Origin of the sequence: Mesorhizobium sp. CA8 (assembly GCF_020164955.1) — a bacterium.
Lineage (GTDB): Bacteria > Pseudomonadota > Alphaproteobacteria > Rhizobiales > Rhizobiaceae > Mesorhizobium.
Window position 1 is genome coordinate 112,718 of record NZ_JAIUHG010000001.1, and the last position, 23,148, is coordinate 135,865.

At 62.2% G+C, this 23,148-nt stretch carries 18 protein-coding genes; 12 read left to right on the forward strand and 6 right to left on the reverse strand.

Annotated features, from left to right (window positions below; all coding sequences use genetic code 11):
• Positions 1-133 precede the first annotated feature (133 nt).
• Together LB553_RS00635 and LB553_RS00640 are read left to right on the forward strand one after the other, a co-directional pair.
• The gene (locus LB553_RS00635; protein WP_224509401.1) at positions 134-1,282 is read left to right on the forward strand and encodes a pyridoxal phosphate-dependent aminotransferase; all 1,149 of its coding nucleotides are present in this window, start codon (positions 134-136) and stop codon (positions 1,280-1,282) included.
• Complete coding sequence (locus LB553_RS00640) at positions 1,283-2,212, forward strand: glutaminase (RefSeq protein WP_224509404.1); 930 nt, start codon at positions 1,283-1,285, stop codon at positions 2,210-2,212.
• A 170-nt stretch (positions 2,213-2,382) separates the two neighbouring features.
• Here the strand turns inward: LB553_RS00640 and LB553_RS00645 are convergent, their stop codons facing one another.
• Positions 2,383-5,340 (reverse strand): Rne/Rng family ribonuclease, encoded by a 2,958-nt coding sequence (locus LB553_RS00645; RefSeq protein WP_224509407.1) that lies wholly within the window; start codon positions 5,338-5,340, stop codon positions 2,383-2,385.
• A gap of 644 nt (positions 5,341-5,984) precedes the next feature.
• On the opposite strand from LB553_RS00645, the gene LB553_RS00650 reads away from it, so the two are divergent.
• The 8 genes from LB553_RS00650 (at position 5,985) to LB553_RS00685 (ending at position 14,587) form a co-directional block, all read left to right on the forward strand.
• Positions 5,985-7,238 carry an N-acetylmuramoyl-L-alanine amidase gene (locus LB553_RS00650; protein ID WP_224509410.1) on the forward strand — a complete coding sequence of 418 codons (1,254 nt, stop codon included), beginning with the start codon at positions 5,985-5,987 and terminating at the stop codon, positions 7,236-7,238.
• Positions 7,239-7,468: 230 nt separating this feature from the next.
• Positions 7,469-9,925 (forward strand): penicillin-binding protein 1A, encoded by a 2,457-nt coding sequence (locus LB553_RS00655; RefSeq protein WP_224509413.1) that lies wholly within the window; start codon positions 7,469-7,471, stop codon positions 9,923-9,925.
• 126 nt (positions 9,926-10,051) lie between these two features.
• A protein-coding gene (gene prfB, locus LB553_RS00660) for a peptide chain release factor 2 (protein WP_224509415.1) occupies positions 10,052-11,183 on the forward strand; the annotation gives its coding sequence in 2 pieces (ribosomal slippage) (positions 10,052-10,117 and positions 10,119-11,183; 1,131 coding nt in all).
• A gap of 31 nt (positions 11,184-11,214) precedes the next feature.
• The gene (locus tag LB553_RS00665; RefSeq protein WP_224509418.1) at positions 11,215-11,619 is read left to right on the forward strand and encodes a GFA family protein; all 405 of its coding nucleotides are present in this window, start codon (positions 11,215-11,217) and stop codon (positions 11,617-11,619) included.
• 298 nt (positions 11,620-11,917) lie between these two features.
• The gene (locus LB553_RS00670; RefSeq protein ID WP_224509421.1) at positions 11,918-12,295 is read left to right on the forward strand and encodes a hypothetical protein; all 378 of its coding nucleotides are present in this window, start codon (positions 11,918-11,920) and stop codon (positions 12,293-12,295) included.
• Positions 12,296-12,569: 274 nt separating this feature from the next.
• The gene (locus LB553_RS00675) at positions 12,570-12,938 is read left to right on the forward strand and encodes a GFA family protein (RefSeq protein ID WP_224509424.1); all 369 of its coding nucleotides are present in this window, start codon (positions 12,570-12,572) and stop codon (positions 12,936-12,938) included.
• Between the two features lie 136 nt (positions 12,939-13,074).
• Complete coding sequence (locus tag LB553_RS00680; protein WP_112129995.1) at positions 13,075-13,725, forward strand: OmpA family protein; 651 nt, start codon at positions 13,075-13,077, stop codon at positions 13,723-13,725.
• Between the two features lie 253 nt (positions 13,726-13,978).
• On the forward strand, positions 13,979-14,587 hold the full coding sequence (locus LB553_RS00685; protein ID WP_224509427.1) for a hypothetical protein: 609 nt from the start codon (positions 13,979-13,981) through the stop codon (positions 14,585-14,587).
• Between the two features lie 74 nt (positions 14,588-14,661).
• On the opposite strand, the gene LB553_RS00690 is transcribed toward LB553_RS00685, so the two are convergent.
• Positions 14,662-16,203, reverse strand: coding sequence for a DEAD/DEAH box helicase (locus LB553_RS00690; protein ID WP_224509430.1), 1,542 nt, complete (start codon positions 16,201-16,203; stop codon positions 14,662-14,664).
• A gap of 291 nt (positions 16,204-16,494) precedes the next feature.
• Positions 16,495-17,268, reverse strand: a complete 774-nt coding sequence (locus LB553_RS00695) for an NAD kinase (protein ID WP_224509433.1) — start codon at positions 17,266-17,268, stop codon at positions 16,495-16,497.
• 743 nt (positions 17,269-18,011) lie between these two features.
• Between LB553_RS00695 and LB553_RS00700 the strand changes: the two genes are divergently transcribed.
• On the forward strand, positions 18,012-18,998 hold the full coding sequence (locus LB553_RS00700) for an NAD-dependent epimerase/dehydratase family protein (RefSeq protein ID WP_224510464.1): 987 nt from the start codon (positions 18,012-18,014) through the stop codon (positions 18,996-18,998).
• Positions 18,999-19,118: 120 nt separating this feature from the next.
• On the opposite strand, the gene glf is transcribed toward LB553_RS00700, so the two are convergent.
• Complete coding sequence (gene glf, locus LB553_RS00705) at positions 19,119-20,300, reverse strand: UDP-galactopyranose mutase (RefSeq protein ID WP_224510467.1); 1,182 nt, start codon at positions 20,298-20,300, stop codon at positions 19,119-19,121.
• Positions 20,294-21,235, reverse strand: coding sequence for a hypothetical protein (locus tag LB553_RS00710; protein ID WP_224509436.1), 942 nt, complete (start codon positions 21,233-21,235; stop codon positions 20,294-20,296). The genes glf and LB553_RS00710 overlap by 7 nt, the downstream gene beginning before the upstream one ends.
• Positions 21,236-21,393: 158 nt before the next feature.
• Between LB553_RS00710 and LB553_RS00715 the strand changes: the two genes are divergently transcribed.
• On the forward strand, positions 21,394-22,323 hold the full coding sequence (locus LB553_RS00715) for a hypothetical protein (protein ID WP_224509440.1): 930 nt from the start codon (positions 21,394-21,396) through the stop codon (positions 22,321-22,323).
• A gap of 68 nt (positions 22,324-22,391) precedes the next feature.
• Here the strand turns inward: LB553_RS00715 and LB553_RS00720 are convergent, their stop codons facing one another.
• Positions 22,392-23,147 (reverse strand): MBL fold metallo-hydrolase, encoded by a 756-nt coding sequence (locus LB553_RS00720; protein ID WP_224509443.1) that lies wholly within the window; start codon positions 23,145-23,147, stop codon positions 22,392-22,394.
• Position 23,148: the final 1 nt, after the last annotated feature.

Consider the following 23,148-nt stretch of genomic DNA (forward strand, 5'->3'; position numbering starts at 1 on the left):
CCTGCGCGCTTGTGATCCCCATATCAATCGGGCATTTGTGCGGCACTGCCCTTTAACTAGGGCAGTTCAGGGGCAAGTCAGCAACGGTTTGCGTCCCGAATTTCGCCGAACAACGGCAGTTGGAAGAGGTCAAATGGTCGTTCCGCTTTCGCGCCGGGGGGAAGTCGAGCCCTTCCACGCCATGGACATCCTGGCCGAAGCCAACCGGCTGAAGGCAACGGGCGTGCCCGTCGTGTCGATGGCCGTCGGCCAGCCGTCTGATCCGGCGCCGGTCGGCGTCCGCGAGGCGGCGGCCGCGGCGCTTCGACATGGCCGCATCGGCTATACCGACGCCTTGGGCCTGGCCGACCTGCGCAAGGCGATCGCGGCGCATTATGGCGAGCATTACGGGGTCGACGTCGCGCCGTCGCGCATTGCCGTCACGACCGGCTCGTCGGCCGCCTTCAACCTCGCTTTCCTCACCATGTTCGATCCGGGCGAGCGCGTCGCCATCGCCGCGCCCGGCTATCCTGCCTACCGCAACATCATGGCCGCACTCGGCATCGAGATCGTCGAGATCGAGCTCGGCGCGGATGCCTACCTTCACGCCGAGCATCTGAAGGCCGCGCATCGCGAGAAGCCGCTGAAGGGCGTGCTGTTCGCCAGCCCCGCCAATCCGACCGGCGCGGTCATACCGGCGGACGAGCTCGCCGCGCTGGTCAAGACAGCCGAAGAACTCGGCATCGCCGTGATCTCCGACGAGATCTATCACCGGCTGGCCTACGCGGCGCCCGATGTCACCGCGCTGGCGCATGGCGCGGGCGTCACCGTGATCAATTCCTTCTCGAAATACTATTGCATGACCGGCTGGCGCATCGGCTGGATGGTGTTGCCGGAAGAACTGGTGCGGCCGGTCGAGCGTGTCGCCCAGAGCCTCTATATCTCGCCGCCGGAACTGTCGCAGATCGCGGCGATCGAGGCTTTCAAGGCGACGGAGGAGCTCGAAAAGGTGAAGGCGCGTTACGCCTGGAACCGCGACCTTCTGATGACACGTCTGCCGGAACTCGGCTTTACGCTCGCCGCACCGATGGACGGCGCCTTCTATGCTTTCTGCGATGTCACCCGCCACACCAATGACAGCATGGCCTTTGCCCGCAAGATGCTGGCCGAAGCGCATGTCGCAGCGACGCCCGGCCGCGATTTCGACCCGCTTCAAGGCCACCGCACCATGCGCTTTTCCTATGCCGGCAGCCATGACGATATGGTCGAGGCGCTGGCGCGCATCGAAGGCTGGCTGAAATAGATGCCGGAACTCGAGCAGGCATTGGCCGAAGTCGCGGCCGAAATGGCGGCGCGCGCCGATCGCGGCGAGGTGGCGACCTACATCCCTCAGCTCGGCAAGGTCGATCCGACGAAATTCGGCATCGCCGCCGTGACCAATGACGGCCGCGTCATTCTTGCCGGCGACGCCGACCAGCCCTTTTCGATCCAGAGCGTCTCGAAAGTCTTCACGCTCACGCTGGCGCTGGGCAAGGTCGGCGATGCGCTCTGGCATCGCGTCGGCCGCGAGCCGTCCGGCAATCCATTCAACTCGATCGTTCAGCTCGAGCACGAGAACGGCATCCCGCGCAATCCGTTCATCAATGCCGGCGCCATCGTCGTCTCCGACGTCCTGCTCGCCGGCCATCAACCGCGCGAGGCGATCGGCGAAATCCTGCGCTTCATCCAGTTCCTCGCCGACGACGAGGCGATCATCGTCGACCGCGAAGTGGCGGCATCCGAGCGAGCCACCGGCTATCGCAACTTCGCCCTGGCCAACTACATGAAATCCTTTGGCAATCTCCACCATGAGCCGGAGCTGGCGCTGGGTGTTTATTTCCACCATTGTGCCATTGCCATGAGCTGCCGCCAGCTCGCCATGGCCGGCCGCTTTCTGGCCAATGGCGGCAGGAACCCGGCGACAGGGCATTCTGTCGTGTCGGCCGAGCGGGCACGCCGCATCGGCGCGCTGATGCTGACCTGCGGCCATTATGACGGTTCCGGCGATTTTGCCTTCCGTGTCGGCATTCCCGGCAAAAGCGGTGTCGGCGGCGGCATTCTCGGCATCGTGCCAGGGGTGGCTTCGCTGGCGGTGTGGTCTCCCGGCCTCAACGAGAACGGCAACTCCAAGCTCGGCTCCGTCGCGCTGGAGAAACTCGCCCGGATGATGAACTGGTCGATTTTCGCGCCTTAAAAGCAATTCCAGGAAAAGTGTGCAGCGGTTTTCCGTTCGGAATTGCGCAAGCAAAAACAGCAATTCCAGGAAAAGTGTGCAGCGGTTTTCCGTCCTGCGCGGAAACGAAAAATCCCGCGCCAGATACGGCGCGGGATTATTTTAGAAGATCAGTCTAACGACCTAAAGGTTTAGAAAAAACCCTTGCGCTGCCACCAGCCGGCGCGCTTCGGCTTGTCTTCGGCCTTGGCCTCGTCGGACACGTTCGAAGACACAACGGGAACAACCGGTGCGTCGACTGACTGTGGCTTGCGCCGCGTCGGATGGGCGCTGGTGGCAAGCTCCGCCTCGGTGGCCGCGGGAGCAGCAGCCGTCGGCTCCGGCTCGGGCTCGACAGCCACGGGCGCGACCTGGGCCTCGGCCACAGGCTCCGACACCGTCTCCGTCACCGTTTCCTCGGCTGCCTTCTTGGCTCTGGAACGGCGCGGCTTCTTCGGTTTTGCAGCCGCCTCGGCGTCGTCATTGGCTGCCGCAGGAGCGGCAGGCTCTGGCGCGGCTGCCACGACCGGCTCGCCGGCGGCTTCCTCGCCCTCCGCCGCTCCGTCCTCGGTGTCGCCGACAGTCTCGCCGGCAACCGCCTCCGAAACCTCGTCCTCGCGGCGATTGCGTTTGCCGCCGCGCTTGCCGCGCCGGCGCTTCTTGCCGGCGCCCTCATCGCTTGCCGCCGCCACGGCTTCGCCGCCGGCGGTCACTTCCTCGGCTGCCTCATACATCGCCGCATCGACGGCTTCGCCGGCTTCCTCCGGCGCCGGAGCGGCAATGGCTTCACCATTGTGCTCGCGATCGCGATCCCTGCCGCCGCGCCGCCGCCGGCGTTTGCGGCGCCTGCGGCCTTCGCCGTCCTCGGAGTGCTGCGGGTGCTGGCCCTGCTGCTGCGGGTGGCGGGGCTGTTCGGCCTTCGGCGAAACCTCTTCTTCCTCTTTCTCGACGACGATCTCGTCCTCGGGCTCTTCCGGCTCGACATAGGCCGGCAGGCTGCGCACCTCGACAAAGCCTTCCGGCTTTTCGGCAACGGCGCCGCGGAAGATCGCGTAGTGCTGGGTGCCGAGCGTCTCGTCAGCCTCGATCGTGATGGTCAGGCCGAAGCGGGCTTCGAGCTCCACCAGATTGGCGCGCTTGTGGTTGAGCACGTAGAGCGCGGTCGCGGCCGGCGTGCGCACGATGATGTGGCTGCGCGAATCCTTGAGCAGGAATTCCTCGATCGCCCGCACCACCATCAGCGCCACGGAAGAATCGGAGCGCACATGGCCGGTGCCGCCGCAGTGGGGGCAGGGCTTCATGGTCGATTCCAGCACGCTGGCGCGGATGCGCTGGCGCGACATTTCCATCAGGCCGAAATGCGAGATGCGGCCGACCTGGATGCGCGCGCGGTCGTTCTTGAGGTGATCCTTCAGCCGCTTCTCGACGGAGCGGTTGTTGCGGTTCTCCTCCATATCGATGAAGTCGATGACGATGAGGCCGGCAAGGTCGCGCAGTCTGAGCTGGCGTGCGACTTCCTCGGCTGCTTCCAGATTGGTGTGGAGCGCGGTCTCCTCGATCGAATGCTCCTTGGTGGAGCGGCCGGAGTTGACGTCGATCGAAACCAGCGCCTCGGTCTGGTTGATGATGATGTAGCCGCCGCTCTTCAACGTCACCTGCGGCTGAAGCATGCGGTCGAGCTGCGCCTCGATGCCGTTGCGCACGAAGATCGGCGTGGTGTCGCGGTAAGGCTGAACCACCTTGGCGTGGCTCGGCATCAGCATGCGCATGAAGTCCTTGGCCTCGCGATAGCCGTCCTCGCCGGAGACCAGGATCTCGTCGATATCCTTGTTATAAAGGTCGCGCACTGAGCGCTTGATCAGGCTGCCTTCCTCATAGACCAGGGCCGGGGCCGTGGATTGCAGCGTGAGGTTGCGGACATTCTCCCAGAGCCGCATCAGATATTCGTAGTCGCGCTTGATCTCGGCCTTGGTGCGGCTTTCGCCGGCGGTGCGCAGGATGACGCCCATGCCTTGCGGCACTTCGAGGTCGGCCACGACCTCCTTCAGGCGCTTGCGGTCCTGCGCGTTGGTGATCTTGCGCGAGATGCCGCCGCCGCGCGCCGTATTCGGCATCAGCACCGAATAGCGGCCGGCAAGCGAGAGGTACGTGGTGAGCGCAGCGCCCTTGTTGCCGCGCTCTTCCTTGACCACCTGCACCAAAAGGATCTGGCGGCGCTTGATGACTTCCTGGATTTTGTACTGGCGACGCACCGGCTTGCGGCGGTTGCGGATCTCCTCGAGCGCGTCTTCTGCGCCGACCGATTCGACCTCGTGCTCGTCCGAATGCGAAGAAGACACCTCCTCCAGCATGCCGCGATCATTGTCGCTGGCAGCGGCTTCGCCGCTTTGCTCGGGCTGATCCGTCTGCCGGACCGCTTCGGAGATCACGTCGGCGTCGACGCTCGCGGCAATCGAGGTGGAGCCGCCTTCGGACGGCTCGCCGTCCTCGTCATCGGCGGCACCGTCCGCCGCTAGGGCGTCGCCACCGGTCCTGGCGGCAGGTTCTTCAGACGCGGCCTCGACCGCCTCGGAGGCTGTTTCGGCATTTTCAGCCTGGGCGTCGGCGGTCTCGCCGCCGACATCCTCGCTTCCGGCAACCTCGGCAGCGGTGTCGTGAGCCTCTACGGTTTCCTGGTTCTCCGGGGAAGCCGCGATTTCAGCATCGTGCTTGTGCTCGCCGCGGTCGCGGTTCTTGCCGCCGCGGCGCCTGTTGCGGCGGCCGCCGCGATCGCGCGCCTGCTCTTCGCCGCTCTCGGCTTCCTCGTCGTCTTCGTCCTCGGCTTCCTGCGCTTCGGCGCGCAGCAGAGCCTGACGGTCGGCGACCGGGATCTGGTAATAATCGGGATGAATTTCACTGAAGGCGAGAAAACCGTGACGGTTGCCGCCATACTCGACAAAGGCTGCCTGGAGGGAAGGTTCGACCCGGGTTACGCGGGCGAGATAGATGTTTCCTTTGAGCTGCTTCTTGTCCTGGGATTCAAAGTCGAATTCTTCGATGCGGTTACCGCGAACGACGACAACGCGTGTTTCCTCCGGGTGGGAGGCGTCTATCAGCATCTTGTTGGGCATTATTTTGTTTCCTGCCGGCAGCCGACGGCCGCAGCCGGCGTGGCAATGCCCGCCGCTGTGCGCCTGTATCTGTGTGCATGCCGGATAATTGAATGTCCGCTAGCCGCCGCTTGAGCGCGATGGCGGTGCCGCCCGCAGCCACTATGGCGCGGTTCGATGCGGACCTTTCCATGATTGCGCTTGAAGCCATCGGCACCAGCAGAACCTTTTGAACCAAAGCCCGGGCTCAGCCGGACCAGCTTGTTTGCTCACGAAGAGCCGGCGCGGGGCAAACCCGGCCGTTTTCCTCACGCAAGCGATTCCCCCGCCACGGGAGCACGCCTGCGAAAATCGTCGCGACCACCTGAGCCTGGAAGATAACGGAGCCGCCTTTGCATCCGACCTTTGGCAGGAAACTGCTGAGGCGAGCGGTTCCAGGATTGCAGTGATCCAATGTCGCTTTTATGATTTGGCGGGATGGAAGGCAACCCCGATTTCGGATGCCGGCAAAAAGCGCTTCCGCAGGGGAAGGTGCCTTCCATCGCGTCCGTGAAAGGCTTGGTTAACCTTCTCTGAATACCAATCGTTAATTGAATTGGTGGCCTGACAGGCACTCTGCGGGATTGCTGGGCGCAATGCGTCGAACCGGGAGCGACGGATAAGAGATGGGACCGGCGGGTACCGCGGACAAGAGGGGTAGGGTCGCCGGGGGTTTCCTGCGCCTGGTCTGGACTGCCTTGCTGTTGACCGTCCTGTCCTGTTTCGCCGCCGCGCACGCCGACACCCTGCTTGACGCGACCGGCTACAAGATGGCCGGCGACGCCACAAAGATGCGCATCGTCGTGAATTTCGACCGCGAGCCGGACGTCAAATGGTTCCTGCTGCGCGGCCCCAATCGCCTGGTCATCGACCTGCCGCGCACACGATTCGCCCTCGACGCCAAGGATGTGAAGCCGCGCGGGCTTGTGCGGGCCGTCCGCTACGGCGATCAGGGACACGGTTCGCGCCTGATCCTCACCGGCAAGGGACCTTTCGCCGTCGACGAGCTCGACGTGCTCAAGGATGACGATGGCAGCGGCTATCGCATCGCCGTCGACATGTCGGCCGCCTCCGAACGGGAGTTCGACGCGGCTCTCGCCAACCAGTCGCTGACAACCGGTTCGACGGTTTCCACCGAAAAGGGCGAGCGGGTCGGCACCGGACCGATATCTGCGCCCGGCCATCGCTTCACGGTGGTTATCGATCCGGGCCATGGCGGCGTCGATGGTGGCGCAGAAAGCTCGGCCGGCACGGTCGAGAAGGACGTCACGCTCGCCTTCGCCAAGGAACTACGCGACAAACTGGCCGCGGTCGGCAAATACGATGTCTACATGACACGCGACAACGACTTGTACCTGGCGCTGGACGAACGCGTGCGCATCGCGCGCCAGCACGAGGCCGATCTTTTGATCTCCATCCATGCCGACACGATTGCCGTCAAAGGGCTCCGCGGCGCCACGGTCTACACGCTCTCGGACAAGGCCTCCGATCCGGAGGCCCAGGCGCTCGCCGATCGCGAGAATCTCTCCGACCAGTTCGCCGGAATGAAAATCGAGGACGACAACAAGGAAGTCACCGACATCCTGATCGACCTGATCCGCCGCGAAACCCATAATTTCTCGATGAGCTTCGCTCACACGCTGGTCGGTCAGTTGTCGACCAGCGTCGGCCTCATCAACAATCCGCAGCGCTCGGCCGGCTTCAGGGTGCTCAAGGCTCCCGACGTGCCGTCCGTCCTGGTCGAGCTCGGTTATCTTTCCAACGTCAAGGACGAGGCGCAGCTGCTCAACGCCGACTGGCGCGGCAAGGCGGCTCAAAGCATAACCAACGCGGTCGCCCTCTTTGCCGCGGCCAAGGCCGGTACCGCGACGGGCGGCTGACCCGCCGCACCTGCCCGCAACCGCCGGAGGTCTGCAACCACAAGCAGCGTTGCATGACGACAACACCGGGCGTTATTATTCGGCAACCGAGTCCTCAAATTTCGCGCTGCCGTATTTTGTCCACATGGCCGCGACATGGGTTTTTCGATTGCGGATTGGGACCGCCCCGGGAAGCTTGCGCGACTGTCGGCTTCGTTTAGGAAATTCCCGAACCTCGGACTGGAGCGGGCATGATTCGTCTCATCGGCTATTTCTTCGGCATCGGCACGACGCTGGCGCTGCTGGTGGCGGCCGGCCTTGCCATCTATATCAGCCATCTGACGAAGGACCTGCCGGACTACGAGGTTTTGGCCAAATACGAACCGCCGGTGACGACGCGCATTCACGCCTCCGACGGTTCGCTGATGGCCGAATATGCGCGCGAACGGCGTCTCTATCTGCCGATCCAGGCCATCCCTGACCGCGTCAAGGCCGCCTTCATGTCGGCCGAGGACAAGAATTTTTACAACCACCCCGGCATCGACATCACCGGCCTCGGCCGCGCGATTGTCGTCAACTTGCAGAACTTCGGCTCAGGCAGGCGCCAGGTCGGCGCCTCGACGATCACCCAGCAGGTGGCGAAGAACTTCCTTCTCACTTCCGACCAGACCTATGAGCGTAAGATCAAGGAGATGATCCTGGCCTTCCGCATCGAGCAGGCCTATTCGAAGGACCGCATCCTCGAGCTCTACCTCAACGAAATCTTCTTCGGCTTCGGCGCCTACGGCGTCGCGGGTGCTGCGCTCACCTATTTCGACAAGTCGGTCAACGAGTTGACGGTCGCGGAAGCCGCCTATCTCGCCTCGTTGCCGAAGGGCCCGAACAACTATCACCCCTTCAAGCACGCCGACCGCGCGCTCGAGCGCCGCAACTGGGTCATCGACCAGATGGTCGAGAACGGCTACGTCACCCGCGAGGAGGGCGACAAGGCCAAGGCCGAACCGCTCGGCGTGACGCCGCGCCGCAACGGCTCATACCTGTTCGCCGGCGAGTACTTCACCGAGGAGGTCCGCCGCCAGATCATCGCGCGCTACGGCGAGAATGCGCTGTACGAAGGCGGCCTGTCGGTACGCACCACGCTCGATCCGAAGGTCCAGCTCATCGCGCGCAAGGCGATGCAGAACGGCCTGCTCAAATACGACATGCTGCGCGGCTATCGCGGTCCTGTGACGCATATCGACATCTCCGGCGACTGGGGCGTGCCGCTCGGCAATGTGAAGGGTCTCGAGGACGTGCCGGAATGGACCCTGGCCGTCGTGCTCGACAGTTCGGCGTCTGGTCTCGCCATCGGCCTTCAGCCGGCGCGACAGGTTTCCGGCGACCTCGTCAAGGACCGTGTCCAGGGTACCGTCAGCAAAGAAGACATGGGTTTCGCCATGCGCCACTTCGTCAACGGCAAGTCCGTCAGGGCGAAGTCCCCGGCGGAGGTGCTGGAGCCCGGCGACGTGATCTACGTGCAGAAGAACGAAGGCTCCGACAACACCTACATGCTGCGCCAGGTGCCGGAGGTGGAGGGCGGCCTCGTCGCGATGGATCCGCATACCGGCCGCGTGCTTGCCATGGTCGGCGGCTTCTCCTACGCGCAGTCCGAGTTCAACCGCGCAACCCAGGCGATGCGCCAGCCCGGCTCCTCGTTCAAGCCGATCGTCTATTCGGCGGCGCTCGACAATGGCTACACCCCCGCCTCGGTGATCATGGACGGCCCCATCACCATCCAGAGCGGCAACACCACCTGGACGCCGAAGAATTATGACGGCACGGTCGCGGGCCCGGCCACCTTGCGCTCCGGCATCGAGAAATCGCGCAACCTGATGACCGTGCGGCTCGCCAACGACATGGGCATGAAGCTGGTCGTGGAATATGCCGAGCGCTTCGGCGTCTACGATCATCTGGCGCCCTATCTGCCGATGGCGCTGGGCTCCGGCGAGACGACCGTCATGCGCATGGTGTCGGCCTATTCGATCATGGCCAATGGCGGCAAATCGATCAAACCCTCGCTCATCGACCGCATCCAGGACCGTTACGGCAAGACGGTGTTCAAGCAGGACGAGCGCGGCTGCGAAGGCTGTAACGCCACCGAATGGAAGGACCAGCCCGAGCCTGAGCTGGTCGATAATTCCGAGCAGGTGCTCGACCCGATGACCGCCTACCAGATCACCTCGATGATGGAAGGCGTGGTGCAGCGCGGCACCGGCGCCACCATCGGTGAACTGGGCCGCCACATCGCCGGCAAGACCGGCACGACCAATGACGAGAAGGACGCCTGGTTCATCGGCTACACGCCCAACCTCGTCGTCGGCCTTTATATGGGCTACGACACGCCGCGCGGCCTCGGCCATGGCGCCACCGGCGGTGGTCTCGCTGCGCCGATCTTCAAGGACTTCATGCGCGTCGCGCTCGACGGCAAGCCGAACACCGACTTCCAGGTCCCGGACGGCATGAAGCTGATCGCCATCAACCGCAAGACCGGCATGCGCGCCGCCGAAGGCGATCCCAACACCATCGTCGAGGCATTCAAGCCCGGAACCGGACCGGCCGACAGCTACTGGGTGATCGGCATGGGTGCCGACGGTTCGAACGGCTCGGGCGGAGCGCTGTCGCCCCAGGCCAACCAGGCCATCCAGGATGGCGGCGGCGGCCTCTACTGACCTCGTGCATTTCTGAGTTGGGCCGGCGAGAAGCCGCCGGCCATTTCGCTTTACAGGCGGCGATGCCGTGCCTATGTATCGCGCCTATTCCGAAAAGCCGAAAAGAACAGGACCGAACGAAACGCCATGCGCGCGGAAACGCAAAACATTGTCGACGAAATCAGGCAGGCGATAACCCTGCTGAGGAGGCATCTTTGACTGGGATCAGGCTGTAAAGCGGCTTGATTACCTGAATTCGCGTGCCGAGGATTCCAGCCTCTGGAACGATCCGACCGAAGCGCAGAAGCTGATGCGGGAGCGCCAGGAACTCGAGGACGGTATCGCTGCCGTTAAGGGAATGACACAGGCGCTGGAAGACAATATCGGTCTGATCGAGCTCGGCGAGGAAGAGGGCGATGAGAGTATCATCGCCGAGGCGGAGGCAGCCCTGCGTTCGATGCAGGGCGAGGCCAAGGCCCGCCAGGTCGAGACGCTGCTCTCCGGCGAAGCCGATGCCAACGACACTTATCTCGAAATCCATGCCGGCGCCGGCGGTACCGAGAGCCAGGACTGGGCCTCGATGCTCCTGCGCATGTACACGCGCTGGGCCGAGCGCCGCCGTTTCAAGGTCGAGGTGCTGGAAGTCCATGATGGCGAAGAGGCGGGCATCAAGTCCGCCACCGTGCTGATCAAGGGCCACAACGCCTATGGCTGGCTGAAGACGGAGTCCGGCGTCCATCGCCTGGTGCGCATTTCGCCTTACGACAGCAACGCGCGGCGCCATACATCCTTCGCCAGCGTCTGGGTCTATCCGGTCATCGATGACTCGATCGAGATCAATGTTTCCGAATCCGATGTGCGTATCGACACCTATCGTTCCTCGGGTTCGGGCGGCCAGCACGTCAACACCACCGATTCGGCGGTGCGCATCACCCATCTGGCGACCGGTATCGCGGTCGCCTGTCAGGCCGAGCGCTCGCAGCACAAGAACCGCGCCAAGGCCTGGGAAATGCTGCGCTCGCGCCTCTACGAGGAGGAGCTGAAGAAGCGCGAGGCGGTCGCCAACGCCACGGAAGCGTCGAAGAGCGACATCGGCTGGGGCCACCAGATCCGTTCTTACGTGCTGCAGCCCTATCAGCTCGTGAAGGACCTGCGCACGGGCGTCGAAAGCACCTCGCCGTCGAGCGTGCTCGATGGCGACCTCGACGAGTTCATGGAAGCCTCGCTCTCGCATCGCATCGAGGGCGGTGCCGGCGAAGCGGTGGCGGACCTCGACTAGCATTCCCGGCGCTGCACGACGGAGGAAGCCGATGACGCGCAAACTTACCGGGAAATGCTTCTGCGGCGCAGTCCACTATGAAGTGGCGGACGAATTCGTTTACGCTGCCAATTGCCACTGCTCCAACTGCCGGCGCACGACCGGGTCGGCGTTCAAACCCTTCGCCGGCATCGAGCGCGGCAAGTTTCGTCTCACCGCCGGCGACGACAGGCTACTGATCTTCGGCGACGAGAGCGGCCATGACGCCCATTGCGGCCGATGTGGCTCGCTCCTCTATTCATTGGTGCGTGATGGCGCCTACGTTCATGTCGCCATGGGAACGTTGATCGACGATCCAGGCATTCGCCCGAGCGCACATATCTTCGTCGGTTCAAAGGCGCCGTGGTTCACGATTACAGACGATCTGCCGCAATATCGTGAACATGCCGACGGCTGAAGGCCGGAACCTCCGTCAGCGGAACTTCGTTCTTAGGCACCCTGGGCGCAGGCCTGTCGTCTGGTTCTCGCCAGTCAAGTCTGCGTACCTTTCTGTCGCCGAAGCTTGAAGCCCGGCGCGCCGCGGGGGCGCGTCCACTTCTTGCGCCGGCTATGGAATCAGCTCAGCATTCGGGCTGTGGGATAGAAGCATTTATGGCCGGACGCGGCATAACTGCGACTGACGATCCGGCCACTGGGAAGAACACGTTCCGGGAACGGGCAAGCGAAAACGCTTGATGCTCGAAAGGAACGTTTCGATGTCTGCTGCCATATCAAGATCGGCCAAAGCCGTTCGACCGGCCGGCCGACTTTTATTCTCCCTCTTCGCTGTTGGAGCCATCTCGGTGCTGGCGCCGCCGGCCATCGCGCACGACGCCCAACCCACGGCGGCCATGCCGCAAGGCTGGAAATACCCATTTGCCTGCTGCGCCAATTTCGACTGCAAGGAGGTGCCGCAGTCGTCCATCAGCGAGCGGCCTGAAGGCTATGTCATAAAGGGCACAGGCGAGGTGGTGGCCTATAGCGACAAGCGGATCAAGAATTCGCCCGACGGCGAGTACCACTGGTGCGCGCACCAGGCCGGACTCGACGCCGGCAAGACCATCTGCCTTTTCGTGCCGCCGCCCTCTTACTAGAGCAATTCCAGGAAAGTGTGAGCGGTTAAGTTCGGCGCCTTCGCCGTAACCTTCCCTCCGGAATTGCGTAAAAACAAAGAGATAGGGCGCTTCGCCGTTTCCGTGAAACGGTGGAGCGCACTACCTTTACGAGCCGAATGCGAGGCGCGAGAAAGCTTCGAGCGCCGGCATGTTTGCCGAAGCTGCCGAGAGACAGTTGTCAGGACCGCTTCTTTATGTTGCCCTGCTGCCAGGGGAATCCGGCTTGGCGGCGGACAACGGGAGAGGTGATTTCATGACCATCAGGGGAAGCTGCCACTGCAAGGCGACAACCTTCGAGGTTACCGACGCGCCGCAGACGGTGACGCAATGTACATGCTCGTTCTGCGCGAAGCGCGGGTCGCTATGGGCCTATTATGTGCCCTCGCAATTCAAGCTCACAAGTCCGCCGGAGAACGTCTCCTTCTATCGCTGGGGCTCGAAGACCGTGAAGCATGGTTTCTGCGCCATTTGCGGTTGCGGCACCTTCACCGAAACGCCTGACTGGTCGACCGGGAAGCCTGATTTCGACAATCCGAAGATCAGCGTCAACTCGCGCCTGTTCGACGATTTCGACCTGGACAAAGTCGAGGTGGTGGTCATCGACGGCAAGAACTTGTGGTAGAGGCGACGCGGGAACGGCGACCGGGCTTTGCGGCCGCATTGCCGTTCCGTTTTTCGCCGCATTTCATGTTACAAGGCTGCGGAAGGGCTGATTTGGCGTGGCCGCAACGGCCGCGAATTGGAGAGGGACCAATCTTATGAAGAAGACCGTGCTCGTCGTCGTGGCGACGGCTGTGCTGGTGAGCGCCTGCACCACCACCGATCCGTATACCGGCGACCAGAAGATTTCCAACACGGCGGCCGGTGCCGGCCTTGGCGCGCTGGCAGGCGCCAGCCTTGGTCTGCTCGCCGGCGGCAATGACCGCCGCAACGCCTTGATCGGCGCCGGCATCGGCGCTCTCGCCGGCGGCGCTATCGGCGCGACCATGGACCAGAACGAGGCCGAGCTCCGCCGTCAGTTGCAGGGCACCGGCGTCAGCGTCACCCGCAGCGGCGACCAGATCATCCTCAACATGCCGTCCGACATCACCTTCAATGTCGACCAGGACGCGGTGAAGCCGGGCTTCTATCCGGTGCTCAATTCAGTCGCGCTGGTGCTGAAGAAGTTCCGCCAGACCACGGTGGACGTCTTCGGCCATACCGATTCGACCGGCAGCGATCAGCACAATTTCGACCTGTCGCAGCGGCGCGCGCTTGCCGTCGCCAATTACCTTGCCGGCCAGGGCGTCGATCAGCGCCGCTTCGCCGTCACCGGATTCGGCAAGACGCGGCCGATCGCTTCCAATGCGACGGCCCAGGGTCGCGAACAGAACCGGCGCGTCGAAATCCAGCTGTCGCCGCTTACCTGAGAGAAAACTGCGCCCGGCGGCGCGCCTATCAAAACAGACGGCCCCGCACGGGGCCGTTTTCGTTCGGCGAGTCCAAAGACAAATCGGCCGAAGACATAAGCTTATTCTAATTTTCTAATTCATGCTTTTCCAGAACCAGGGAAGGGACTACCATCCTGCTGTTCCAGAGGGGATGGGGCGGTCAACCGGCCGCGCAATCAGCATCTGCCGCCCCGGTCTTGCACGGCCAGATCAAGGAATCTGGGAGGAATGCATGATAAGAACAGCTCGCCTCGGGCGCTGCGGCGTCCTCGCTTTGAGTGGTGTTTTGGGCGCATGGCTTGGAGCCGCCCCGGCGCAGGCCGAGGACGCCAACAAGGCCGATATCGAGGCCCTGAAGAAATCGCTCGCCAAATATGAGGACTACACCGCCGCGGTGCGGGATCTCTATTTGTCGACTGTCGGCTGCGTCCATTACGCTGGCGAGAAGATAGACGGCACGATGTATTATCCGAAGGGCGCCATGGGCATCCATTTCGTCAACGTCCCGAGCGTCGGCAAGCCGCTCGACCCGATGAAGCCCAATGTCCTGATCTACGAGCCGACCAAGAAAGGTTTGAAGCTGGTCGGCGTGGAATGGCTGGTCCCGCTGACGCCGGACACCAAGGAGGTGCCGACGCTGTTCGGCCAGAAATTCATGGGGCCGATGGAAGGGCATTATCCGCTCATTCCGAGGGAGTTCGTCCACTACGACCTGCATGCCTGGCTGTTCAGGGACAATCCGAACGGCATGTTCAGCCCGACGAACCCGAACGTGAAATGCACCAAGGCCGATTTTCCGATGCTGGAAAAGCCGACCAAGATGATGCCGGGACCGATGTAGGGCAGGGCCTGCGAAGGACAGCAAAAGAAACGGCCCCGCTCGGGGGCCGTTTTCATGTCTGACCGGGCTGGAGCTCAGACTTTCGCGACGATCCGCATGAAGGCCGGCACGTCGTCGCCGAAGCCGACGGTTGCGTCGTCTCCCTCCTGACGGTGACGGCCGGGCCGGTCGCGCTGCGGCCGGGTATCGGCGCGCTGCTCGTGCCGGTTGCTCGAGCCCTTGCGGTCGTTCTCGGAACGGATAGCGTCCTTGCGGGCGCGGCGTTCGGCAATGTCTGCCACTTCGGCGACAAGCTGCTCCTCGCGCGCGACTTCGGGCGCCTCCTCGCGCTTGGTGTGACGCTCCTTCTTGGGCTCGCGCCGGTCCTTGCGGCCCTCGTCCTTGCGGCCGGCCCTACGCGGCGCGCCGCGGCCGCGGCGTGGCTGCTCCTCGCCCTCGCTTTCGGTCACGGTCGACAGGTCGCCGTCATGCCATTCGATCTTCGTGCCGATAAGCCTCTCGATGGCATCGACATATTTGGTGTCCGAGCGGGTGGCGATGGTGAAGGATTTGCCGGAACGTCCGGCCCGGCCGGTGCGGCCGATGCGGTGGACATAGTCCTCGGCATGGATCGGCACGTCGTAGTTGAAGACGTGGCTGACGTCGGGAATGTCGAGACCGCGCGCGGCGACATCGGAGGCAACGAGGTAGCGCAGTTTGCCGTCGCGGAAATTGGCAAGCATCTGCATGCGGGCGCGCTGGTCCATGTCGCCATGCAGGGCGCCTGCGTCGAAATCATGTTTCAGCAGCGAGCGGAAGAGCTCCGACACCTCGACCTTGCGGTTGCAGAAGATGATGGCGTTCTTCAGGTCGGCGTCTTCGGCTTTGATCAGGTTGCGCAGCGTCTCCCGCTTCTCCCACGGCTTCGTGCCGGACTTCACCAGCCGCTGGACGATGTTGGTCGCAGCCGACGCCGCCTTGGAGACTTCGACGCGCACCGGCGCGTGCAGGAATTTTTCGGTGAGCTTCGTGATCTCCGGCGGCATGGTCGCCGAAAAGAACAGCGTCTGGCGCGTGAACGGGATCATCTCGCAGATGCGCTCGATATCGGGAATGAAACCCATGTCGAGCATGCGGTCGGCTTCGTCGATGACGAGGATTTCGACGCCGTTGAGCAAGAGCTTGCCGCGCTCGCGGTGGTCGAGCAGGCGGCCGGGCGTGGCGATCAGCACATCGGCGCCGCGCTCGAGCTTCTTGTCCTGCTCGTCGAAGGAGACGCCGCCGATCAGAAGCGCGATGTTGAGCTTGTGGTTCTTGCCGTATTTGACGAAGTTCTCCTCGACCTGAGCGGCGAGCTCGCGCGTTGGTTCGAGGATCAGCGTGCGCGGCATGCGGGCACGGGCGCGGCCCTTTTCCAGGCGCGTCAGCATCGGCAGCACGAAGGAAGCGGTCTTGCCGGTGCCGGTCTGGGCGATGCCCAGCACGTCCTTGCCGAGCAGAGCGTGCGGGATGGCGCCGGCCTGGATTGGAGTCGGCTCGGTGTAGCCGGCATCAGTGACTGCGGAGAGGACCTTGGGCGATAGGCCAAGGTCTGTGAACGTCAACGCTTCTTGAGCGATCGTGGTGTCTGATGACAAGTGTTTGATGTCTTTGGCTGGTTCGGGAAATCGCAACGGTGTCCGTCACGGCAGGCGCCACGCGCCTGCAAGATTGGCCTGCAGTTAGGCGCAAGTCCGCGATTTGTCAACAGAAACAGCCGGGAATCCGGCAATTGTGAAGTCGTAACCTTAATTGCGATGCTTAAAGTGCGTCGCATCGAACGGATTGAGGCTACGCGCTTTAAATCTTTGCTTGACGCATGTCGTATTCCCAAACCGCTGCGCTCTTTTGGGCGACATGCATTGATCGACCGGTATCGTTGCGCCGGCTCAGTAGCGGAACTGCTCGGCCAGGATGCGTTCGTTCCAGGAATGGTTCGGATCGAACAGCAAAGTTGCAGTCGCCGTCGGGGATTCCCGCACGGTGACGGAAGCCACGGCCTTGACCTCGGTGTGGTCGGCTGCGGCGTTCACCGGGCGCTTTTCGGCTTCCAGTATGTCGAAGCGCACCGTCGCCTTGTTAGACAGCAGCGCGCCGCGCCAGCGGCGCGGCCGGAAGGGACTGACCGGCGTCAGCGCCAGCAGCGGCGCATCGAGCGGCAGGATCGGCCCATGCGCGGACAGATTGTACGCGGTGGAGCCGGCGGGCGTCGCAATCATCACGCCGTCGCAGTTCAGCTCCTCCAGCCGCACCTGGCCGTCGACGGTGATGCGGATCTTCGCGGTCTGGTAGGACTGACGCCACAGCGCCACTTCGTTGATCGCAGGCGCCGAAACGGACTCGCCGTCATGGGTTGCAGCGATCATTTCGAGCGGGCGTATCGTCTCGGCAACGGCGTTGGCGATGCGTTCCTCGAGCCCGCCGGCGCGATATTCGTTCATCAGGAAGCCGATGGTGCCACGGTTCATGCCGTAGACCTTCTTGCCCGTGCTCATCGTCTCGCGCAGCGTCTGCAGAAGAAAGCCGTCGCCGCCGAGCGCAATGATGATCTCGGCCTCGGCGACAGGCACCTGCCCATAGCGCGCCGACAGACTTTCCAGGGCGGCGCGGGCGTCGTCGGTGTCGGAAGAGACGAAGGCGAAACGGCTGGCGGCTTTGCTCATGGCTCCCGGAGGGCGACCATCTGCGGGGCCGCGCCGGCGACGGCGTAGCATGCGCCGCCCACATCTGTGAAGGGTGCTGCGCCGGCCGGCGGGTCACACCCGACAATCGCGCTTCGTGACAGGCGCGACATGAATGTGATGGCCGCTATGGTTAAGACGCGGCTTAAACACTCGTAAAGCCGGATCGATCATGTTAGCCGACAGTGGATGGGTTGGCGGGGGCTGGCCAGTCGAGAGACCTGTCTATTGCCGGTAACGCGTCTGATCATAGTCTTCCTGATGATGGGAAGTTTCGCGCTGATGTTCGCTGAACTCGTGCGTCATTCGGAAGAGATGAGTCAGCGGCCGCAGCCGACGACTTCCCGCTGCGGCGACGCGACGGGAACGCCTTGCCCGCAAAGGGCGCTTTAAAGCGATTCCGGGAAACGTGCGAAGCGGTGTCCGTCCGCGGTTGCATCAGCACAAAGGTATGAGCGGTTTGCCGTTCCCATGAGGCGCTTTGGTCTGCGCGGGAATGGCATTCGCCAGATATGCGGCGTGAACGGCCCGCGGTCGCGATGACCGCGGCATCTTTCGTGAAATCGCGTGGGACGTCTCCAGCTGGTTGGGTTCCGCATGCATTTGCGAGATCGGCGGGGTAGCGAAAACGCGCTCGCTAGATTGCTTAGCAATTCGCCAGGCTCTATGTGTCTTTCGATTCAACTCCGGGGCGAGTGCGCTCCGAAAACAAAATCGGCGTGATGATGCATGGAACAAGTCGTAAGGATCGTCGCGCGGTGTTGGTCGCCGGAGGCAGTGGCTTCATAGGCTCGCATCTGGCCGATCGTCTCTTGCAGCGCACGGATCTCGACTGCCTTGTTGTGGTCGACAACTTATGGACCGGCTCGCGCCAGAACCTTGCGCACGTTAACGATCCGCGATTCAGCATCGAGATCGAGGATGCGGAGGTCTTCGCTACCTCGGAACGGTTCGACGAGATTATTCACCTGGCATCGCCCGCTTCACCATGCTGGTATATGAGTGATCCGGCTCGCACCATTCGCGCCAATGTCGGCGGTGCTTTCAACCTCCTGGGTTTGCTCAAGCCTGGCGGCCGCTTCTGCTTTTCATCCACCTCGGAGGTATATGGAGATCCGCAGATCTCCCCACAGCCAGAGAGTTACCGAGGTTCAGTGGATTGCACGGGCCCCAGGTCCTCCTATGACGAAAGCAAGCGCTGCACGGAAGCGCTGTTGTTCGAGACCCAACGCACGCAAGGTCTCGACGTGAGAGTGGTGCGGCTCTTCAACGTATATGGACCCCGCACGCGTATAGATGACGGGCGTGCGATTTCGAACTTCATAAGCCAGGCGCTGACGACTGGAATACTGACAGTCTATGGTGATGGCCTGCAATCGCGCAGCTGGGGTTATGTCGATGACATCGTCGACGGATTGGAGCGTTTCTTCTGGCGCGACAACATTTCACATCGTGGCCCGCTCAATATCGGCAACAATTGCGAGGTTTCGGTCCTGGATATCGCGAAGTTCGTCTGCTCCCTGGTTCCCGGCAGCTCGGTCGTCCATCATGAACCGGTTCCTCAAGATCCGACAAATCGTTGCCCCGACTTGAGATTGGCCAAGCGTATTCTTCCAGGTTGGGAAGCCGTTACAGATTATCAGGACGGTATTCGACGGACATTTGAGTGGTTCCGGAGCCAGATTGCCACCCCTGCCGCGGCCCTAGCCTAGATCAGGATGACGTTTCGTTGAATCGCCATCCTGATCTAACTCTTTTGTTGGAGCATGTCCGAAAACCGGTTCCACTTTTCGGGATCATCCTCTAGTTGTTAAGAGTTTGGCCGACTTCGCTCAGGAAGGCCGTCCTCTCATCGACACCGTCTCCGATCGACCTTCGAGATACGGCACGAAGACGGTCTCGAATGCCTTGAGCGCCGCGCCGATTGCCTGGTGCATGTCGAGATAGCGGTATGTTCCGAGCCGGCCGCCGAAATGAGTGTTTTGTTCGAGCCGAGCGCGCGCCAGGTAGCGCTCGTAGATACGTTGGTCGGCGCGGGTGTCGATAGGATAGTAAGGTTCGTCGCTGCGACGAGCAAAACGCGAGAATTCGCGACCGATCAGCGTCCTGTTGCCTTCAAATTCACGCTCCGGGTTGAAGTGCCTGAACTCGACGATGCGCGTGTAAGGCACGGCTTGGTCGGCGAAATGCACGATCCCTGTGCCTTGATAGTCCGGCGTGTCCATATGTTCGAACTCGATGTCGATTGTCCGCCATCCGAGGTCTCCTTCCGCGTAGTCGAAATATCGGTCGATGGCGCCCGTGTAGGCGATGGGAATATTTTTGGGCAGCGATCCCTTGATCTGGAAGAAATCGACGCCGAGCCTGGTCTCGATCAGCGGGTGCGCAAGCATCTTCTGGAAGATTGCCGTATAGCCTTCGAGCGGCTGTCCCTGGTATCGATCGTTGAAATAGCCGTCCTCGAATGTGTAGCGCACCGGCAAACGCGCGATGATCTGCGGCGGAAGCTCGCGCGGGTCGGTCTGCCACTGCTTGGCAGTGTAGCCTCTGATGAGCGCCTCGTAGAGCGGGCGCCCGATAAGGGAGATAGCTTTCTCCTCGAGATTGGCGGGCTGCCGGTCGCCGAGTTCGGACGATTGCTCGGCAATCAGCGCTCGCGCTTGATCCGGGCTGAGCCGTTTGCCGAAGAACTGGCAGATCGTCGCAAGGTTGATCGGCAAGGAATAGATCTGATCGCGATACGACGAAAACGCACGGTGCCGATAGGAGCTGAATTGCGTGAAGGCGTGCAGATAGTCCCAGACCTCTTTGTTGGATGTATGGAAGAGGTGAGGCCCGTAGCGATGGATCTCGACGCCGGTAGCAGCGTCAGGCTCGGTGTAGGCGTTGCCGCCTATGTGCGCGCGTCGATCGATCACCAGCACACGGCGGCCCAGCCTGGTTGCAACACGCTCGGCAAGCGTTGCGCCGTAGAATCCGGCCCCTACGACAAGAAGTTCGGCGCTATTCAACATGTCATTGCCCCGTCGGCGGTCCGAGCCGGAAACGGCTCGATCGCGATGGCTGAGAGTTCGATCGCCTTGAAATGCTGTCGGCGAACATGCCGCCACAGCGTTTTCTTCAGTCGATACACCTGTCTGAATGCATTTAGCCGTTGGGCGTAATGCAGCATCATGCGCAGGCCTATGGCAGTCTTCGATCGCCAAAGGCGCCCCTTTCTGTCCACGGCCTCATAGGAGATCGGATAAAATTCATCCAGGCCAAATCTGGCCTTCAACTGCGCGTATTCCGCCTGGGGTGTAAGGCCTTTTTCCAACATCGTTCGGGCAAGCGCGCTTCCGACAGGGCGCGTGTGACGAATCGACAAATCATCGAACACGGCGGACTTGCGTCGGTTGTCCGGCGCCAGGCGCGTCCAAATCGAATCAAGGCCGAAGCCGCTCATTGAATGTTCGAAGAGCGGCAGCACCTTGACCAGCACGTCGGCTCTGATGCAGGGAGCCATAATCTCGATCTTGTCCACGAAGCGGAACTCGAAGCTGTCGCAACGCATGAATGGCAGATGCGAAAAATAGCTGTCGAGCGTCAGAGAGGGTTGGCCGACATCAAGGCCGAGCCGGCGCATATTCGCAAATATGGCCTCGATTGTTCTTCGATCTGCATCGAGATCATCGTCCGGAAGCCAGAAATACCGATAGCGCTGGAGCAGGTCCGGCTGCTGATTGAACAGCGCGAAAAGGCCGTCAAACTTGCCGCCTTTCCGATCCACTCGTCTTTCGTAAGGCAGTCTGAAGGCCGATGGATCGGATCCGTAGTAACTGACGATCAGGTCGAAGTCACATCCAGGCTCGTCCGCGCCCCAACCACGATGCAGGGAATGGTCGCCGGCTCTGACGATCACGAGATTGCGGTGGCTGGTCGGCTGCGGAGATCTGCTGGTGGAGTTCATGCTTCGGTGGGCTGCTTTGCTGTCTCGCGGCACTTACACCAAAGTTGCTCGCTTCAGAAGGTTCGAATGCTTGGCACGCTTGCCGCGAGATCGGCGGCCGGTTATCGACTGACGGATAGTTCGCATTTGCGCAAAACGTCCCGTCAGGATGGCTATCCATGAAGCTGATCGTTGTTACTCCGGCCGGACGTGAGAAATATCTTGGCGTGCTTAGCCACTATGTCCTGAAGAGTTCTCATGTGCACGAATGGCATCTGTGGGACAACTGCCGCAACGAGCAGGATCGGGCCTATCTCAGGCAATTGGCGAGCGCCGATTCGCGGACCAAAATCATGACGTTGCCCGGGGCCAAAGGAAAAAACGACGCCATCGGACTTTTTTTCCGTTTCTGCGACGATCCGGATGCTTTCTATCTGAGGCTGGACGATGACATCGTGTTCCTTGAGGACGGTTTTTTCGAAAAGTACATGGAACGGGTGCTGACCGAGCGGGGCTCGGCCCTATGGTATGCGCCGCTCATCATCAACAACGCCATCTGCAACACATTCATCAAATACCTCTCGGCGGTTCAGATCGAAGGGCCGCTGACCTGCCAGGCGATGTGCCCATTCTCATGGTCTCATCCAACGTTCCCGCTCGCGATGCATCCGGTGCTGATCGAGGCGGTGCGCACCGGCCGGCTGGGCGATTTCCGGGTGCCCGACTGCGAAGTCAAGGCGTCGCGTTTTTCCATCAACGCGATCGGCTTTTTCGGTTCGGAGATCGTTGAACTGGGCGACCTTTTTCACCCGCTGGGAGACGAAGAAGAGTGGTTTTCCGCCGTCCTGCCCGTCAAGCTCGGACGGCCGGGCAAGGTTTTCGGCGATCTGATCGCGGCGCACTTTTCCTTCTACCCCCAAGAGAAGGCGCTTCTCGGCACTACGATCCTCGAGGATTATTACGATCTCGCCGGGCTGCCGGCGCCTGTCTACAAGAAGACGGTGGTGCGGTTGAAGGATCGGCTGAGGCCATGGAAGAAGTACCGCAATGGAACGCCGCCGAAATATACGATCACGCTCCCGAAAGATAGGGCTGATCCAAAACGGTGACACGGCGGCGTCGAAAGATGCTTGTTCCCATCGGAAGGCTGGACCGCATCGTCCGCCGTCGGTGTTCCTCACCTTTGCAGGTGGCACCCGGCCTTGCGCTTGCCCGCGACATACTCGTCGATGAGTTGCCGGTAGCGCACCTTGCCGAAGCTCGGAAAATGACCGCCATGCACGACCGAGACGTCAAGCTCGCGCATGGCAAGCAGCGTCTCGACATAGTCGCCGATGTCTGAGTGGTAGACATCGTCGATCAGCGGCCCGTCATAAACGATGTCGCCCGACAGCAGGATACCGGTCTTCCTCTCATAAAGCGCGATGCCGCCGGGCGAATGTCCAGGCGTGTGGATCACCTCGAAGGCGCGGTCGCCGAGATCGACGACATCGCCGTGCTCGAGCAGCCGGCCTGCCGGCGCGGGCAGGATGCGGTAGCGCGCCGTATCCCAGCCTTCCGGCGCGCCGTCGAACATCTCCTCATTGGCATAGCGGTCCGCCACCGTCCATTCGTTGCGCGGATCGGCCAGGATTGCCGCTTCGGCCGAATGCACGCAGCGCTCCGGGAATTCGTGATGGCAGCCGATATGGTCGAAATGCGTGTGGCTGGCCACGCAAGTAAGCTTGCGCTCGCTCACCAGCGGCACATGGCGCCTCAGGCTGAAATGGCCAAGGCCAGTGTCGAACAGCAGATCGCGGTCGCGCCCGCGCACATGCCAGATATTGCAGCGGAAGAACGGTTTTATCCACGGCTCATGGATGAGCGTGATGTCGTCGCCCATGCGGATGGTTTCGTACCAGTCCGGAGCCTCGATGACCGGAAGCGTGCCCATG

Bases quoted from the DNA above. Each gene is read 5' to 3' on its own strand.
- LB553_RS00635 (WP_224509401.1), top strand. From the start codon at position 134: ATGGTCGTTCCGCTTTCGCGCCGGGGGGAAGTCGAGCCCTTCCACGCC.
- LB553_RS00640 (WP_224509404.1), top strand. From the start codon at position 1,283: ATGCCGGAACTCGAGCAGGCATTGGCCGAAGTCGCGGCCGAAATGGCG.
- LB553_RS00645 (WP_224509407.1), bottom strand. From the start codon at position 5,340: ATGCCCAACAAGATGCTGATAGACGCCTCCCACCCGGAGGAAACACGC.
- LB553_RS00650 (WP_224509410.1), top strand. From the start codon at position 5,985: ATGGGACCGGCGGGTACCGCGGACAAGAGGGGTAGGGTCGCCGGGGGT.
- LB553_RS00655 (WP_224509413.1), top strand. From the start codon at position 7,469: ATGATTCGTCTCATCGGCTATTTCTTCGGCATCGGCACGACGCTGGCG.
- LB553_RS00665 (WP_224509418.1), top strand. From the start codon at position 11,215: ATGACGCGCAAACTTACCGGGAAATGCTTCTGCGGCGCAGTCCACTAT.
- LB553_RS00670 (WP_224509421.1), top strand. From the start codon at position 11,918: ATGTCTGCTGCCATATCAAGATCGGCCAAAGCCGTTCGACCGGCCGGC.
- LB553_RS00675 (WP_224509424.1), top strand. From the start codon at position 12,570: ATGACCATCAGGGGAAGCTGCCACTGCAAGGCGACAACCTTCGAGGTT.
- LB553_RS00680 (WP_112129995.1), top strand. From the start codon at position 13,075: ATGAAGAAGACCGTGCTCGTCGTCGTGGCGACGGCTGTGCTGGTGAGC.
- LB553_RS00685 (WP_224509427.1), top strand. From the start codon at position 13,979: ATGATAAGAACAGCTCGCCTCGGGCGCTGCGGCGTCCTCGCTTTGAGT.
- LB553_RS00695 (WP_224509433.1), bottom strand. From the start codon at position 17,268: ATGAGCAAAGCCGCCAGCCGTTTCGCCTTCGTCTCTTCCGACACCGAC.
- LB553_RS00700 (WP_224510464.1), top strand. From the start codon at position 18,012: ATGCATGGAACAAGTCGTAAGGATCGTCGCGCGGTGTTGGTCGCCGGA.
- glf (WP_224510467.1), bottom strand. From the start codon at position 20,300: ATGTTGAATAGCGCCGAACTTCTTGTCGTAGGGGCCGGATTCTACGGC.
- LB553_RS00710 (WP_224509436.1), bottom strand. From the start codon at position 21,235: ATGAACTCCACCAGCAGATCTCCGCAGCCGACCAGCCACCGCAATCTC.
- LB553_RS00715 (WP_224509440.1), top strand. From the start codon at position 21,394: ATGAAGCTGATCGTTGTTACTCCGGCCGGACGTGAGAAATATCTTGGC.
- LB553_RS00720 (WP_224509443.1), bottom strand. From the start codon at position 23,147: ATGGGCACGCTTCCGGTCATCGAGGCTCCGGACTGGTACGAAACCATC.